This window comes from Pseudomonas sp. Marseille-Q0931, from assembly GCF_940789645.1.
Taxonomy (GTDB): domain Bacteria; phylum Pseudomonadota; class Gammaproteobacteria; order Pseudomonadales; family Pseudomonadaceae; genus Aquipseudomonas.
Genome location: NZ_CALNWT010000005.1, coordinates 80,467 through 96,121, shown reverse-complemented (window position 1 = coordinate 96,121; position 15,655 = coordinate 80,467). Strand labels below are relative to the sequence as shown.

General features: G+C 63.1%; 15 protein-coding genes. 8 read left to right on the top strand and 7 right to left on the bottom strand.

Going from position 1 to position 15,655, the window contains the following annotated elements:
* Positions 1 to 57 precede the first annotated feature (57 nt).
* The 5 genes from P3C50_RS11845 to P3C50_RS11825 all read left to right on the top strand — a co-directional run bounded on the left by P3C50_RS11845 (position 58) and on the right by P3C50_RS11825 (position 3,548).
* The gene (locus P3C50_RS11845) at positions 58 to 531 is read left to right on the top strand and encodes an MFS transporter (RefSeq protein WP_275546157.1); all 474 of its coding nucleotides are present in this window, start codon (positions 58 to 60) and stop codon (positions 529 to 531) included.
* Between the two features lie 63 nt (positions 532 to 594).
* On the top strand, positions 595 to 1,041 hold the full coding sequence (locus P3C50_RS11840) for an HIT family protein (RefSeq protein ID WP_197856641.1): 447 nt from the start codon (positions 595 to 597) through the stop codon (positions 1,039 to 1,041).
* Positions 1,042 to 1,045: 4 nt separating this feature from the next.
* Positions 1,046 to 1,819, top strand: a complete 774-nt coding sequence (locus tag P3C50_RS11835; RefSeq protein WP_197856640.1) for a class II glutamine amidotransferase — start codon at positions 1,046 to 1,048, stop codon at positions 1,817 to 1,819.
* 4 nt (positions 1,820 to 1,823) lie between these two features.
* Positions 1,824 to 2,348: a DUF2937 family protein gene (locus P3C50_RS11830; protein ID WP_275546156.1), complete on the top strand. Its 525-nt coding sequence runs from the start codon at positions 1,824 to 1,826 to the stop codon at positions 2,346 to 2,348.
* Positions 2,349 to 2,486: 138 nt separating this feature from the next.
* Complete coding sequence (locus tag P3C50_RS11825; RefSeq protein WP_275546155.1) at positions 2,487 to 3,548, top strand: DUF2167 domain-containing protein; 1,062 nt, start codon at positions 2,487 to 2,489, stop codon at positions 3,546 to 3,548.
* Positions 3,549 to 3,852: 304 nt separating this feature from the next.
* Here the strand turns inward: P3C50_RS11825 and P3C50_RS11820 are convergent, their stop codons facing one another.
* From P3C50_RS11820 to P3C50_RS11810, 3 genes are all read right to left on the bottom strand, one after another.
* On the bottom strand, positions 3,853 to 5,031 hold the full coding sequence (locus tag P3C50_RS11820; protein ID WP_275546154.1) for a vWA domain-containing protein: 1,179 nt from the start codon (positions 5,029 to 5,031) through the stop codon (positions 3,853 to 3,855).
* Between the two features lie 206 nt (positions 5,032 to 5,237).
* On the bottom strand, positions 5,238 to 6,083 hold the full coding sequence (locus tag P3C50_RS11815) for an AAA family ATPase (protein WP_072424653.1): 846 nt from the start codon (positions 6,081 to 6,083) through the stop codon (positions 5,238 to 5,240).
* 150 nt (positions 6,084 to 6,233) lie between these two features.
* Positions 6,234 to 7,310: a DUF748 domain-containing protein gene (locus P3C50_RS11810; protein ID WP_275546153.1), complete on the bottom strand. Its 1,077-nt coding sequence runs from the start codon at positions 7,308 to 7,310 to the stop codon at positions 6,234 to 6,236.
* Between the two features lie 136 nt (positions 7,311 to 7,446).
* Here P3C50_RS11810 and cysK point away from each other — a divergent pair, with 136 nt between their 5' ends.
* Positions 7,447 to 8,418 carry a cysteine synthase A gene (gene cysK, locus P3C50_RS11805; RefSeq protein WP_275546152.1) on the top strand — a complete coding sequence of 324 codons (972 nt, stop codon included), beginning with the start codon at positions 7,447 to 7,449 and terminating at the stop codon, positions 8,416 to 8,418.
* 242 nt (positions 8,419 to 8,660) lie between these two features.
* Here the strand turns inward: cysK and P3C50_RS11800 are convergent, their stop codons facing one another.
* Complete coding sequence (locus P3C50_RS11800) at positions 8,661 to 9,551, bottom strand: DMT family transporter (RefSeq protein WP_275546151.1); 891 nt, start codon at positions 9,549 to 9,551, stop codon at positions 8,661 to 8,663.
* Between the two features lie 210 nt (positions 9,552 to 9,761).
* Between P3C50_RS11800 and aceK the strand changes: the two genes are divergently transcribed.
* A complete protein-coding gene (gene aceK / locus P3C50_RS11795; protein ID WP_275546150.1) occupies positions 9,762 to 11,480 on the top strand; it encodes a bifunctional isocitrate dehydrogenase kinase/phosphatase in 1,719 nt (572 codons plus the stop codon).
* Between the two features lie 87 nt (positions 11,481 to 11,567).
* Positions 11,568 to 11,699, top strand: a complete 132-nt coding sequence (locus P3C50_RS11790) for a PA1414 family protein (protein ID WP_269476126.1) — start codon at positions 11,568 to 11,570, stop codon at positions 11,697 to 11,699.
* Positions 11,700 to 11,705: 6 nt separating this feature from the next.
* On the opposite strand, the gene P3C50_RS11785 is transcribed toward P3C50_RS11790, so the two are convergent.
* From P3C50_RS11785 to P3C50_RS11775, 3 genes are all read right to left on the bottom strand, one after another.
* Complete coding sequence (locus tag P3C50_RS11785; protein WP_275546149.1) at positions 11,706 to 12,437, bottom strand: MBL fold metallo-hydrolase; 732 nt, start codon at positions 12,435 to 12,437, stop codon at positions 11,706 to 11,708.
* 91 nt (positions 12,438 to 12,528) lie between these two features.
* On the bottom strand, positions 12,529 to 13,869 hold the full coding sequence (locus tag P3C50_RS11780; RefSeq protein WP_275546148.1) for a purine-cytosine permease family protein: 1,341 nt from the start codon (positions 13,867 to 13,869) through the stop codon (positions 12,529 to 12,531).
* A gap of 180 nt (positions 13,870 to 14,049) precedes the next feature.
* The gene (locus tag P3C50_RS11775) at positions 14,050 to 15,651 is read right to left on the bottom strand and encodes a 5-guanidino-2-oxopentanoate decarboxylase (RefSeq protein WP_275546147.1); all 1,602 of its coding nucleotides are present in this window, start codon (positions 15,649 to 15,651) and stop codon (positions 14,050 to 14,052) included.
* Positions 15,652 to 15,655: the final 4 nt, after the last annotated feature.

Here is a 15,655-nt window from a genome sequence, read left to right as displayed (position 1 = left end):
GTAAAAACCGCTATCATAAGCGCCCCTTTGCCAGACCTGCCACGCCGGCGCCTGCTTATGATGAATGAAAACGACTACCTTCTGGCCTGGGCGGCTTACGGCTTCGCTGCCCTGGGTTGCCTGTTGGTATGGATGCGCCTGACCAGCTGGATGTGGCGCTATCTGCGCGAGCCGCTGGCGGTGCTGGTGGCCGTGCTGCTGTTCAGCCCGACCATCGTCGATCCGACGCGCGAGCTGTTCGCGCCTGCATTGGCGGTCACCGCCATGGACGTTTTGCTCAAGGTTGGCAACAACGCCTGGCGGGCCGTGGCCGATCTGGCGCTCTACAGCCTGATCGCTTTTGCCGTTTACCTGCTGTTCGTCGCCATTCGCTGGCCCATCGAGCGCTGGTGGAAGAACCGCCATGGCCAGGTGGCCGCCGAGCCTGACGAAGACCCGCGCACGCTGCGCGAGCGCATGGAAGAGGACGACGATCTGCCGGTTCGCGACTACGAACGCGATCGCAGTGGCCGTATGGAGCCGCGTATCTGATTTGCCCCCTTGCGCCGGCTGGCCCGTGCGTTCAGCATGATGGCCTTGTGCAAGGGAGGCTCGATGGATTGCGTTTTCTGTGCCATTGCCGAGCGGCGGCTACCCGCTCATCGGCTTTACGAGGACGATGACTTCATCGTTCTGCTGGATATCTTTCCCATGCGTCCGGCCCATGTGCTGATCGTCAGCCGCCTGCATGCGCCGTTTCTGCGTGACTTGCCCGTGCCGGTTCGTGAGCGTCTGCTGACCTTGTCGGAGCGCGTGGCCAGTGCGCTGCGTGAGGCCGGTTACGGGGTCAACGGCATCAATATGCTGATCAACGATGGTCCGGACTCCAACCAGCACGTGCCTCATCTTCATCTACACCTGATTCCGCGTCGGCCGGGCGACTTGCCGGCGCTGCTCTGGCGATTGCTGGTGCGTTTTCTGCCAATGGGCCGCAAGCGACTCGAAGCGCGTCTGCAGGACGAAGCCGAGCGTCTGCGCCTGATCCTCGGCAAGGAGAATTGATTCGATGTGCGAATTGCTCGGCATGAGCGCCAATGTCCCCACCGATATCGTCTTCAGCTTTACCGGGCTGATGCAGCGCGGCGGCCGTACCGGGCCGCACCGTGATGGCTGGGGCATCGGTTTCTACGAGGGGCGTGGCCTGCGTCTGTTTCAGGACCCGCGGGCGAGCAGCGAGTCCGAGGTGGCGCAACTGGTACAGCGCTATCCGATCAAGAGCGAGGTGGTGATCGGCCACATCCGCCAGGCCAATGTCGGCCAGGTTTCTCTGGTCAATACCCATCCCTTCAGCCGCGAGTTGTGGGGGCGCAACTGGTGTTTCGCGCACAACGGTCAGTTGGCCGGTTTGCAGGGCTCCACCAGTTTCTATCGGCCGGTGGGCGAGACCGATAGCGAGGCCGCCTTTTGCGACCTGCTCAACCGTGTGCGGCGCGCCTTTCCCGAGCCGGTCTCGGTGGAAATGCTCCTGCCGGTACTGGTCGCAGCCTGCGCCAGCTACCGCCAGCTCGGCGTGTTCAACTGCCTGCTCAGCGATGGCGATTGGCTGTTCAGCTTCTGCTCGACCAAGCTGGCGCATATCACCCGACGCGCGCCGTTCGGCCCGGCGCAGCTCAAGGACGCCGATCTCAAGGTGGACTTCCACTCGGAAACCACACCCAACGATGTGGTGACGGTCATCGCCACCGAACCTCTGACCGACAACGAACAATGGTCGCTGTACCAGCCGGGCGAATGGCGCCTGTGGCGCCGCGGCGAATGCATCACTCACGGCAAGGCCTGATCCTATGCTTAGAAGCTACCTGCGTCTGACGCTGTTCGCCTTCGGCCTGTTGCTTGGCGTACAGGTGCCGGGCTTCATCGATGACTATGCCAAGCGCGTCGAGGCGCATCGTCTGGAGTCGCAACAGAGTCTCAAGGGCTTCCAGGAAACCGCACAGAAATTCTTCAAGGGCGACATGGACGCGCTGGTGGCGCACTACCGCGTCAGCGACGACCCGGTGATGCGCAGCGACGCCAATAGCGTCGGGCATCTGGTGCAGCGTTCGGCTTTGCTCGAGCGCGAGTGGCAGGCCATGCAGGGCCCCTGGTACGCCCAGGCCTGGCACCTGGCGACTGGCGCCGATCACGAGCTGTTCCAGGAAACCTTGCGGGCGTACCGCTATCAGGTGCTGTTCACTCCGGACGCAATTCTCTGGGGAGTAATTAGCGCGTTGCTGCTGGCCTGGCTGGCGGAGCTGCTGGTGCTGATGTTCGGCTTGATATTCGGGGCAGGGCGGACCAGGCGCGCCCAGCAACGCCACTGGCGGTGAATCGGTAAGCCCTGGGAGCGATACTCCGGGCAAGCCGAGCGGAGCAAAAGGTGCGCTGGTTCGCCAGACGTGTGAGCAGGGTATGTTAATGTAATACCGCGTTACATTTATCTCTTACCCTGTTTCACTGGAGTTTCCATGTCGATCAAGGATTCGATCCTGGCAGCCGCGCTGGCTGCCGTCCTGCCGTTCACCTCCGTTGCGTACGCCAATCCCGAGACCGAGCCAGAAAGCGCTGCGGTCAGCGAGGAGGTCACCGAAGGTGATGATTCGGCGCAGTACATCAGTCCCGAAGAATTCGTCGCCAGCCTGGAGTTCAAGACCGGGCGAGTGGTGCTTGGCAACAACCTGGCTACCCTGAACCTGCCCGATTCGCTGGTGTTCCTCGATGGCGAGAATGCCCAGCGCCTGCTGGTCGACGGTTGGGGCAACCCGCCGGATGACGTACCGCCGCTGGGCATGATCCTGCCGGCCGGTGTGTCGCCGTTGGCCGACGAGTCCTGGGGCGTGACCGTCGAATACGAAGACAGCGGCTATGTGTCCGACGAGGACGCCGCCGATATCGACTATGGCGACATGCTCAAGGACATGCAGGCCGACATGCGCGAGGCCAACACCTGGCGTGAAAAGAACGGCTACGAGCCGGTACAACTGGTCGGCTGGGCCGCTGCGCCACGCTACGATGCTGAAGGTAAGAAACTGCACTGGGCCAAGGAACTGAAGTTCGGCGACAGCGAGATCAACACCCTGAACTACAACATCCGCGTGCTGGGCCGTAAGGGTGTGCTGGTGCTGAATTTCGTCGCCAACATGGACCAGCTGGCTGAAATCGAAGCCAACGTACCGGCCGTGCTGGCAGCTACCGAATTCAACCCTGGCCAGCGCTACGCCGAATTCGACCCGGATCTGGACACCGTCGCCGCTTACGGCCTGGGCGCGCTGGTCGCCGGCAAGGTGGCGGCCAAGACCGGCCTGCTGGCCATGCTGCTGGTACTGCTGAAGAAGTTCTGGTTCATCCCGGTGGTGGTGATCGGCTGGCTGTTCAAGCGTATCGGCCGGAGCAAGAAGGACATGCCGAGCGAAGAAGCGAGTGCGCCGCAAGCGCCGGTAGCCACTGCCGAGAGCAAGCCGGAAGAGCCACTGCAGACCCCGGCCCAGACGGTGATGGACCTTAACAAGCCGGACGACGACAAGCCCTGAGTGCGCGCCTTTCAGGCAAAGGGCCCTTCGGGGTTATGTCGTCAATCAAGGAAAACGCCGCGACTGCTCTGCAGGGGCGCGGCGTTTTTATTTGATCAGGCAGCAGCGACTGCCGCGGCGAGGCAAACTTATCGCGGACAAGTCCGCTCCCACATAGGTCCAGCGTTCGCAGGGCTGGTGCGGTTATTCCTGTGGGAGCGGATTCGTCCGCGAAGCCCTGTCCCCTGGATACCGATTAAACCCGTGGCGTAGCCCTGAACAGCGATGGGTGACAGGCTTTACCCTTTCGTTGCAGCGCTTTCGCTTACTTGGACAGGTACTTCATCCCATCTTCCAGCCCCTGCAGGGTCAGCGGGTACATGCAATCCTCGATCAGTTCGCGCACCAGATGGGTGGAGGCGGTGTAGTTCCAGGTGTCCTTGGGGTAGGGGTTGATCCAGATGATCTTCTTGAACTTCTCGGTGAAGCGCTTCATCCAGACGTAGCCGGCTTCCTCGTTCCAGTGCTCGACGCTGCCACCTGCCTGGGTGATCTCGTAGGGCGCCATGGCCGCATCGCCGACGAACACCACCTTGTAGTCGGCGCCGTACTTGTGCAGCAGGTCCATCGTCGAGGTGCGTTCGCTGGTGCGGCGCATGTTGTTCTTCCACACGCTCTCGTAGATGAAGTTGTGGAAGTAGAAATATTCAAGATGCTTGAACTCGGTCTTGCAGGCGGAAAACAGCTCCTCGCAGACCTTTACGTGGGCGTCCATCGAGCCGCCGATATCCAGCAGCAACAGGAGCTTGACCGTGTTGCGGCGCTCCGGGCGCATCTGGATATTGAGCAGGCCGCCGTCCTTCGCGGTGTGGTCGATGGTGCCGTCCAGGTCCAGCTCTTCGGCTGCGCCCTGGCGGGCGAACTTGCGCAGGCGGCGCAGCGCCACCTTGATGTTGCGCGTGCCCAACTCGACTTGGTCATCAAGATTCTTGTACTCGCGCTGGTCCCACACCTTGGCGGCCTTGCCCTGGCGCTTGCCGGCGTCGCCGACGCGAATGCCTTCCGGGTTGTAGCCGCCGGAGCCGAACGGGCTGGTGCCGCCGGTGCCGATCCACTTGTTGCCGCCGGCGTGCTTCTCTTTTTGCTCCTCGAGGCGCTTCTTGAATTCCTCGATCAGCTTGTCCAGGCCGCCCAGGCTCTGGATCTGCGCCTTTTCCTCGTCGCTCAGCAGGCGCTCGAATTCCTTGCGCAGCCATTCCTCGGGGATCATCGCCTCGATATGTTCGTTGAGGTTTTCCAGACCCTTGAAGTAGGCGCCGAAGGCACGGTCGAACTTGTCGAAGTGGCGTTCGTCTTTGACCAGGATCGCGCGCGCCAGGTAGTAGAACTCGTCCATGTCGGCGAACACGACGTTGTGCTTGAGCGCGTTGATCAGGTCGAGCAGCTCGCGCACCGACACCGGCACCTTGGCCGCGCGCATTTCGTTGAATAAATTGAGCAGCATGGCTGCGCCCTCGTTTATTGGTTGGCTCTGGCACGTTGCGTCAAAGCCTATTGCCGGGGGACGGCTTCTCTGTTGCACGGGGCAAGGGATTGCGAGCTAGAGCCAGGCAAGGCGGAATCAGGTGAGCAAGCGCAGTGTACTTTTGTACATGAGCATTGCGAGCCTGATTCCAACGCAGCATGGCCGACGCGCAGCAGCCCGAATTCCTACCTAGAAGCGCGGCGGGTCATGAAGGCCAGGCGCTCGAGCAGTTGCACATCCTGCTCATTCTTCACCAGAGCACCGGCCAGCGGCGGGATGGCCTTGGTCGGATCGCGTTCGCGCAGCACCGCTTCGCCGATGTTGTCGGCCATCAGCAGCTTGAGCCAGTCCACCAGTTCGCTGGTCGAGGGCTTCTTCTTCAGGCCCGGCACCTTGCGTACGTCGAAGAATACGTCCAACGCCTCGGCCACCAGCTCGCCGCTGATGTTGGGGTAGTGCACGTCGACGATCTTCTTCAGCGTGTCGCGATCCGGGAAGGCGATGTAGTGGAAGAAGCAGCGGCGCAGGAAGGCGTCCGGCAGCTCCTTCTCGTTGTTCGAGGTGATGATGATGATCGGGCGCTGCTTGGCCTTGATCGTCTCATTGGTCTCGTAAACGTAGAACTCCATCTTGTCGAGTTCCTGCAACAGGTCGTTGGGGAACTCGATGTCGGCCTTGTCGATTTCGTCGATCAGCAGGATCACGCGCTCGTCGGACTCGAACGCCTCCCACAGCTTGCCCTTCTTGATGTAGTTGCGAACGTCGTGGACCTTGTCAGAGTCGAGCTGCGAATCGCGCAGGCGGCTGACCGCATCGTATTCGTAGAGGCCCTGGTGCGCCTTGGTGGTGGACTTGATGTGCCAGGTGATCAGGCGGGCAGAGAAGGCATCGGCCAATTGCTCGGCGAGCATGGTCTTGCCGGTGCCCGGCTCACCCTTAACCAGCAGCGGGCGTTGTAGGGTGATGGCGGCATTGACCGCTAGTTTGAGGTCGTCGGTGGCGACGTAGGACTGGGTGCCTTCGAATTTCATCGGGAAGATTCCTCGAACGGGCGCGCGCGGCGCAGCCGGCTGACTTTGTGAATGCGACTATAACGCGCAGCCGGTTCGCCTGTGAACGAAGACGCAGTATTCAGTCACTGAATGGCGGGTCACGCCGATCGAGACCATCTTCAGCGATGATTAGTCTTCACTACCCGGCGGAGCGTTCTCAAAGCGCGCATTGAAGGCTTCGACGAAGCCGTTGCGCAGGATGCCGATGAACGCCTGAAAGGCGCTGATATCCTGCTGACGCGTGCTGCCGCTGAGTTCCACGCGGGTGGCGATCTGGTCTTGGCGCTGGTTCTTCAGCACCTTCTCGCTGCCGCCGACCAACGCCTCCCATATCGAGCGCAGGAAGCCCTTGTCCTGGTCTTCCACATCCTGCTGCCAGTCGAATACCTCGACGTTACGCAGTAGCGGTTTGATATAGCCGCTGAGCTGCGCGTCCTCGGCGTGGGCCTCGATCACCAGGTCGCCATTACCGCTTTTGAAGTCGAACTTGCCATAGGCGTTGGCCAGCTCGTTCAGGCGCGGTAGCTCGATGCCGGTCGCGCGTACGCGGAATTCGAAGTCTTCGAAATTGTGGAAGGGGTCGAACACGGCAGTTGCTTCCAGTGGCGCGTGATCGAGCAGTTGTGCGGTGCCTTCGAACCGGGCGACGCGATCGCCCTGTTCATCGGCCACGTTGGTCAGGTTGTAAAGACTGGCGTCGATAGCGTTGGCGTGCAGCTTCACCGGGGGCGAGGCATTGAAGTTGTAGAAGCCCAGGGTGCCGTCGAGCACGCGCACTTCATTGAGGGTGATTGGCAGCAGCTTGTTCAACTGCTCGCGCCAGTCGACACCTTCACCGGTCTGGGTGTCGTCGCTGTTTTGCCCGTCGACGAAGTTCACCTGCGGCTTGTCGAAGATCACCCTGGCCACCACGGCACGCTCCTGCCACAGGTCGCGCCAGCTCACCGAGATGTCGATGCGCGGAGCATCGACGAAAGGCACCGGTACCTGCTGTTCGGCCTTGACGATGTTCAGGCCATTGATGCGATAGGCGCCGCGCCAGAGTGCGAGGTCGATGTCTTCTATGTGCCCACGGTAATCGCCCATGTCGGCGAGCTTGCCATTGAGGTAGTCGCGAAGGACGTAGGGCAGGGCAACGTGCAGTATCACCAGCAGGGCGAGCAGGCTGAGGCAAATCCACAGCGGCAGGCTGTAACGGCGTTTCATCTGGTGTATCCGTCAGGTCTGTTCACCTCAGGTTGACTGCGCGAGCGGGTGCAGAGTTCGACCTTCCTGATGCTGGACGCCATGGATCATCGGGCATAGGCTGATGGGCTCCGCAACGACAAGGAATCGATGCATCATGAGCCGCATTTTCGCAGATAACGCCCAGACCATCGGCAACACGCCGCTGGTGATGATCAACCGTCTGGGGCCGAAAGGCGTGACCATCCTGGCCAAGATCGAGGGGCGCAACCCGGCGTATTCGGTCAAGTGCCGCATTGGCGCCAGCATGATCTGGGATGCCGAGGAGCGCGGCGTGCTCAAGCCGGGCATGACCATTGTCGAGCCGACCTCCGGCAATACCGGTATCGGCCTGGCCTTCGTCGCTGCCGCACGTGGTTACAAGCTGGTGCTGACCATGCCGGCCTCGATGAGCCTGGAGCGGCGCAAGGTGCTCAAGGCCCTGGGCGCCGAGCTGGTGCTGACCGAGCCGGCCAAGGGCATGAAGGGCGCGATCGAGAAAGCCCACGAGCTGGTCGCCGCCAACCCTGACTACTACCTGCCGCAGCAGTTCGAGAACCCGGCCAACCCGGCCATCCACGAAAAGACCACAGGGCCGGAAATCTGGCGCGACACCGAAGGCGCCATCGACGTGCTGGTCTCCGGCGTCGGCACCGGCGGCACCATCACCGGCGTTTCGCGCTACATCAAGCAGACCCAGGGCAAGCCGATCCTGTCGGTGGCGGTGGAGCCGGTGAGTTCGCCGGTGATCAGCCAGACCCTGGCGGGTGACGAGGTCAAGCCGGCCCCGCACAAGATTCAGGGCATCGGCGCCGGTTTCGTGCCGAAGAACCTCGACCTGGCAATGGTCGATCAGGTCGAGCAGGTCAATGACGATGAAGCCAAGGCCATGGCCCTGCGCCTGATGCGCGAAGAAGGCATTCTCTGCGGGATTTCCTGTGGCGCGGCGATGGCGGCGGCGGTGCGCCTGGCCGAGAAGCCGGAGATGCAGGGCAAGACCATCGTGGTGATCCTGCCTGACTCCGGTGAGCGTTATCTGTCGAGCATGCTGTTCAGCGATCTGTTCACCGAGCAGGAATTGAAGCAGTAAGACCCGCTGCTCGCGATCAAAGCCGCCTTCGGGTTAATGCCGATCAGTTAAGCGCCGACTGGCTACTATTCAGTCCCCTCGCCCCTCTGGGGAGAGGGTTAGGGATAGGGGTAAATGCCCTTTTGCGGTATTTCGGCCCTCTCCCCCAGCCCCTCTCCCGTAAACGGGAGAGGGGAGCCATGCGCTTACAGCCTTAACTGACTGGCATTCGCCTTCGGGCGGCCTTTTCGTAGGGGCGCACCCTACGCCTTGGCTACGCCAGGCCTGACCACCAACCACAGAGCCAGGGCGATCAGTACGCAGCCGGGCAGGTAGTCCCAGCTCAGTGGCTCACCCAGCAGCAGGGCGCCCCACAACACGCCGAACGGCGGGATCAGGAAGGTCGTGGTACTGGCCCTGATTGGCCCGATGTCGGCCAGCAGGCGGAAATACAGCACGTAGGCGAACGCCGTGCAGATCAGACCCAGGCCGGCCAGCGACAGCCAGACTTCCAGACCGCCCCAGCTGGGCGGCGGTTGCAGCGCCAGGCTTCCGATGAACAGCGGTAGCAGGAACAGACTGGCTCCTGCCAGGCTGGCGAAGGCGGTCAGGCGGTTGTCCAGGCCGCCCTGCTGGCCGATCCAGCAGCGGGTAAGAAAGCCCGCGAAGCCGTAGCAGGTGGTGGCCACCAGGCAGGCTCCGGCGCCGAGCAGCAGTTGCAGGTCGAAGGCCACCGGCCCGGTACGGGTCAGCACCGCCACGCCGAGCAGACCGAGAAATACGCCCGCCGCCTTGCTTGGCGTGATGCCCTCATGGAAGAACAGCGCACCGATCAATACGCCCATCAAAGGCGTGGTGGCATTGAAGATCGCCGAGTAGCCGGCCGGCAGGATGAGCGCCGCCAGGCAGTACATGGCCGAAGGCAGGCCGGCGTTGATCACGCCCAAGCCCAGGCAGATGCGCAGCTTGCCGCGAAAGTCCCAATTGCTGCGCAGCAGCACAAGCACGGCGAGCAGCCCGAGTGCGCCGAAGCTGGCGCGAAAGAAGGCGGTCGGCATACTGCCCAGCACCGGTGCGGCAACGCGCATGAAGAGGAAGCTGGCGCCCCAGATGGCAGCGAGCAGCAGCAGGCGAAGCAGATCGGCGGTACGCACGGCGAAGCATCCAACAGGGTGGGTGCGAGAGTGTTGCCGCTGGGCAGGGTTCTGGCAATCCGCGTTGCACTTTTGAACGAGGTTTGTGCAACCCGTAGCCCGGATGCAATCCGGGAAGACGTGGGCGATATTCTCCGGGCTGCATCCGGGCTACGTTAGGCCGGCTTTGCGGCTAAGCTCGCTTCACTCATTACCTTGCGAGACACATGTATGGGGCAACAATGGCCAGCCGGCGAGATCGCTCGCCTGATCCTCGACGGCTTCGACGATTACCGCGAGCACTTTCGCCAGATCACCGATGGCGCCCGTGTGCGCTTCGAGCAGGCGCAGTGGCAGGAGGCGCAGCAGGCCTCGGCGGCGCGGATCAACCTGTACGAAGAGAAAGTGGCGCAGACCCGCGAAGGTCTGCTCGCCGGCTTCGATCAGTCGCTGCTGGAGGTCGGTCAGTGGCCGCTGGTCAAGAGTGCCTATATCGTCCTGATCGATCGGCGTTTTGACGACGAGCTGGCGGAAACCTGGTTCAACTCGATCTTCTGCAGCCTGTTCAGCCATGACCAGATCAGCGACGGCTGCATGTTCATCCATACCACCCGGCCATCGCTGCGCAACCAGCCCGGCGCTGCCCAGACGCGCAGTTACCGGCCCGCCGGCGAGCTGCATGCGACGTTGCAGGCGATCTTCGAGGATTACCGTTTCGACGCGCCCTACGAGGACCTGCCTCGCGATCTGCAGCGCATGGAGGAACAACTGCGCGCCAGCCTGCCGGACTGGGTGTGCAAGGACCCACAGCTATGCATCGAGCTGTTTTCCTCGGTGCTGTATCGCAACAAGGGCGCCTACCTGATCGGACGCATCTACAACCTTGAGGAGCAGTGGCCACTGGCGATCCCGCTGCTGCACCGCGAAGGGCAGGGCATCCAGGCCGATGCGGCGATCACCGACGAGGCGGAGGTGTCGATCATCTTCTCCTTCACCCGCAGCTACTTCATGGTCGACGTGGCGATCCCAGCCGAGTTCGTTGGCTTTCTCAAACGCATCCTGCCGGGCAAGCACATCGCCGAGTTGTACACCTCGATCGGCTTCTACAAGCACGGCAAATCCGAGTTCTACCGGGCGCTGATCGGCCATCTGGCCAGTACCGACGACCGCTTCATCATGGCGCCGGGTGTGCGTGGCATGGTCATGAGCGTGTTCACCCTGCCGGGCTTCAATACCGTGTTCAAGATCATCAAGGACCGCTTCGCCCACGCCAAGACGGTGGACCGCAATACGGTGATCGAGAAGTATCGCCTGGTGAAAAGCGTCGACCGCGTAGGGCGCATGGCCGACACCCAGGAGTTCGCCGACTTCCGTTTCCCCAAGGCCAAGTTCGAGCCCGAGTGCCTGGCGGAGTTGCTGGAAGTGGCGCCGTCGACCGTGGTGGTGGAGGGTGACGCCGTGCTGGTACGCCACTGCTGGACCGAGCGGCGCATGACGCCGCTCAACCTCTACCTGGAAAGTGCCAACGAGGCGCAGGTACGCGAAGCGCTGGACGATTACGGCCTGGCCATCAAGCAACTGGCGGCGGCGAATATCTTCCCCGGCGACATGTTGTTGAAGAACTTCGGTGTCACTCGCCATGGCCGCGTGGTGTTTTACGACTACGACGAGATCTGCTTTCTCACCGAAGTGAACTTCCGGCGCATCCCGCCGCCGCGCTTCCCCGAGGACGAGATGAGCTCCGAACCCTGGTATTCGGTGGGGCCGATGGACGTGTTCCCCGAGGAGTTCCCGCCGTTCCTGTTCGCCGATATCAGGCAGCGCCGGCTGTTCAGCCAGCTGCATGGCAACCTGTATGACGCCGACTACTGGAAACAACTGCAGGAAGCGATTCGTGCAGGCAAGGTGATCGACGTGTTTCCCTATCGGCGCAAGAGCCCGGTGATTTGACCGAGCCGGGTTGAAATCCGCTTTGCCCGGCCTAATCTGATAAGTGAGCCCCTGGCTCTTCCCTTTACTTGGCAGGAGGTCGTACCCATGCTCGCCAAGCTGCAAGAACAACTGCAAGCCGTGCTGCAGGCCCTTGGCCTCGTCCCGCAACCTCAGCCGATTCGTATCAGCGAAGCCGAGCAGGAGCGCCTGCGTCGCGAAGCGCGTCAGCGTCGCTGAAGCTTGTCAGCTGAGCCGATGGGCGTCGAACCAGGCGCCTATCAGTTCGCGCATCCGCTCTCCCGAGAAACTCGCGAAATGCCCGCCATGCACGGTGCGCACGGGCAGTTCGCGCAGGCGCGCCAGACTCTGCGCGTAATCTTCCAGGTTCGAATGGTAGGCGTCCTCGATCAGTGGGCCGTCATAGAGGATGTCGCCGGAAAACAGCGTCTGCGTCTGCTCTTCCCACAGGCTGATGCCGCCCGGTGAATGGCCGGGCGTGTGCAGCACCTGCAATACCCGATTACCCAGATCCAGCACGTCGCCGTCCTCCACCAGGCGCGTGGCCGGCGCTGCCCGTACGCGGTATTCGGCGTAGCACAGCGGGCAATCCGGGTGCGCCTCGAACATGTCGTCACCGACAAAGTCGGTGGCCAGGGTATTGGCGCCATCCGGCGCAGCGAGAATGTCGGCCTCGGCCGGATGCACCAGGCGCTCCTCGAATTCGTGATGCCCGGCGATATGGTCGAAGTGGCAGTGGCTGGCCACGGCCAGCAGCGGCTTTTCGGTCAGCCACGGCAGTTGCTCGCGCAGACTTACCAGCCCGGAACCGGAGTCGATCAGCACGTCATGCTCGCGCCCCTGCACATGCCACATGTTGCAGCGGTAGAAGGGGCGCACGTAGGGCTCGTGGATCAGGCAGATGCCGTCGTGGCGGTGCTCCACCTCGAACCAGCGGTCGCGGCTGACGATTTTCATGGCGGGGATTTGCCTCATTGGCGGGTTGCACCCGCCCTACAGGTTCGTATGGCGGGTAGGGCGGGGGCAACCCGCCACGACTTTCATCACGCTACGCCAGCTGGGCCCGTGGCACCAGCACCCAGCGGCGCAGCACGGCGTAGCTGGCGGCGGTGATCAGGAACACCGGCAGCGAAGCGCCCCAGGCAAGCGGCGAGACCCAGCCCCAGTAGTACGCAAGTACTGCGCCCAGGCCATATGCGATGAAGGCGGCCGGGTTGAAGCCGTTCAGGTAACGATAGCGACCGCCGTCTTCGCTGAGCAGCTCTTCCACTGCGTAGTCACCCCTGTGGATCAGGAAGTAGTCGGCGATCAACACGGCGAACGCGGGGATGAACACGCTGCCGATCACCAGCAGGAAACTCTGGAAGTTGTCGAGGATGCCGGGGATCTGCGAGCCGAGGATCGACATTACGCCGATGGCCAGCGCCGGCTTCCAGAACGGTGTTTTCGGGCTGATGTTGAGGTACGACAGCGAGGCGCTATAAACGCACATGACGTTGGTGGTCATCACCGAGAGGAAGACCACGATGGCCGCCGGCAAGCCGAAGCCGAAACCAGCCAACAGCACGGCCGGGTCGTAGGTCTGCTCCACGCCGGTCAGTACCGAGAAGCCCGACACGGTGGCGCCCAGGCCCATGGCCAGCAGAGTCGCCGCGACATAGCCGACCCAGGTGCCGACCGCCGCCACACCCTGGCTACGGCAGTTACGGTTGTAGTCGGCGGCCAACGGAATCCAGGAGAACGCGGTGGCGATGACGATATCGAAGGCGATACCGGGGGTGATCTCGTTACGCGGTTCGGTTGGCATGGCCAGGAGGCTGGCGAACTCGAACTTCTGCCCCATCACGTAGAACACCGCGCCGGCCAGCAGGAGCATGCCGATGGCGGCCCAGCGTTCGACCCGCTCGATGCCCAGATGGCCGCGCAGGGCGATCAGCAGCACCAGGGTCTCGCAGAGGATGGTGAACAGCGGCAGGTTGGAGTAGCCGGTCAGGTGCTCCACCGCATAGTTGAGGCTCATGCCGGCCAGCAGCGCCTGGATCCAGCTCCAGGCCAGCAGGGTCAACAGGTTGACCAGCGAGGGTAGCTTGGCGCCGCGCGAGCCGTAGCTGCCGCGCGCCAGCACCATGGTGGTCAGGCCCGAACGCTGGCCCATCAGGCCGACCAGCACCAGCGGCAGAATGCCGATACCCGAACCGATCAGCACGATAAGCATGGCCTGGGTGAATTTCAGATCTGGCACTAGCAGCATGCCGGTGAGGATGGTGGTGACCACCACGTTGGCGCCCAACCACAGGGCGATGGTGCCACCGAGACCGAGGCTGCGATGAGCCTTGTCGGTTGGGGCCAGGCCATCCTGGCCGAAATGCTGGCTGAGATTCTTGAACATGGAACGACTCCCCGATACTTGATTATTGGTCTTGGTAGAACGGCAGTCAGTGGTACAGCTGAATCTTGTGGTTATGCCCGTCGCCCGGATGCAATCCGAGGCGGGGATGTCGCGGCTAAAGCCCCTCCCACAGGGGCACCTCGATTTCCGTGGGAGGGGCTTTAGCCGCGATCAATGTTGTCAGGGATGAAAGGGTGCGGCCTCCTGTACTTCGATAATCAAGGGACGATCATGCGGCGCGCCGCGTAGCAGTTCGGTCAGATGCGCATGGTCACGCGCACGTTCGGCCGCGCAGCCAAAGCCACGGGCGATAGCCAGCAGATCTGGCGTGTAGATGTCGACGCCGATCGGCTCGATGTCGCGGCGCTGCATGTAGCGCTTGATCTCGCCGTAGCCGGCGTTGTTCCACAGCAGCACGATGATGCCGACCCGCGCTTCCACGGCGCTGGCCAGCTCGGGCAGGGTGAACTGGATGCCGCCGTCGCCCATCAGGCTGATCACCGGGCGCTGCGGCTCGGCCAGCTTGGCGCCGATGGCAGCCGGCAGGCCGTAGCCGAGGGTGCCGTAGCCGGTGGAGGCGTTGAACCAGCGCCGCGCGCCGTCCAGTTCTACCAGGTGATTGCCGCTGTACACGGTCTGCGTCGAGTCGCCGACGAAGCGGGCATCGGGTAGGGCATCCAGGATGCAGCCGAACAGCTGGCGGTAATGCGCCCAGCCGCTGAAATCCTCATCGAGCCGCGCCTGCACGGCGGCGGTGCGCCGTGCGCCGGGGCTGTCCGCATGGGGTTCGCCGGGGTTGCACTCGGCCAGCAGCATGCGCATGGCTACGCGAGCATCGCCCTGGATCGCCAGATGCGGGGTGAAGTTGCGCTGCAGCTGTTGGGCATCGATGTCGATGCGGATCAGCCGGCCGGGCAGGCGGAAGTCGCCGTCGAACACCACGTCATAGTCGGTCTCGCCCAGCTCGGTGCCGATGGCCAGCACCACATCGGCCTCCAGCGCCAGGTCGCGCACCGGGCGCAGCGACTGGTTGCTGCCCAGCAGCAGTGGGTGGCCTGGCGGCAGCAGACCCTTGGCGTTGATGGTCAGCGCGGTCGGCGCATCCAGCGCGGCGGCCAGGGCCCGCGCTTCGGCTTCGGCGGCGACGCAACCACCACCGAGTAGCAGCAGGGGGCGTTCGGCCTGCTTGAGCAGGCCAGCGGCTTCGCGGATCAGCGTGCGATTCGGTGCCGGGCGGCGCACGGTCGGTCGCGGCGCCACGGCCATATGCGTGGCGTCGGCGGTGATGATGTCGAGCGGCAACTCGATATGCACCGGCCGCGGCCGCTCGCCCTCGAACACGGCGAAGGCGCGGGCCAGCACGGCGGGCAGCTCCTCGACGCTCATCAGGGTATGGCTGAAGGCGGTGACGCCCGCGGTCATTGCACGCTGGTTGGGCAGCTCGTGCAGATAGCCCTTGCCCAGGCCCAGGCGCGCCCGCTCGTTGACGCTGGAGATCACCAGCATCGGGATCGAGTCGGCATAGGCCTGGCCCATGGCGGTGAGGATATTGGTCATCCCTGGGCCGGTGATGATGAAGCACACCCCCGGCTTGCCACAGACGCGGGCATAGCCGTCGGCCATGAAGCCGGCGCCCTGCTCGTGGCGCGGCGTGATATGGCGGATGCCGCTGGCGGGCAGGCCGCGGTAGAGCTCGACGGTGTGCACGCCGGGAATGCCGAACACGGTGTCGACGTCCCAGGCTTCGAGTTGCCTGACGAGAAATTCGCCGCAGGTGGTCATGGTC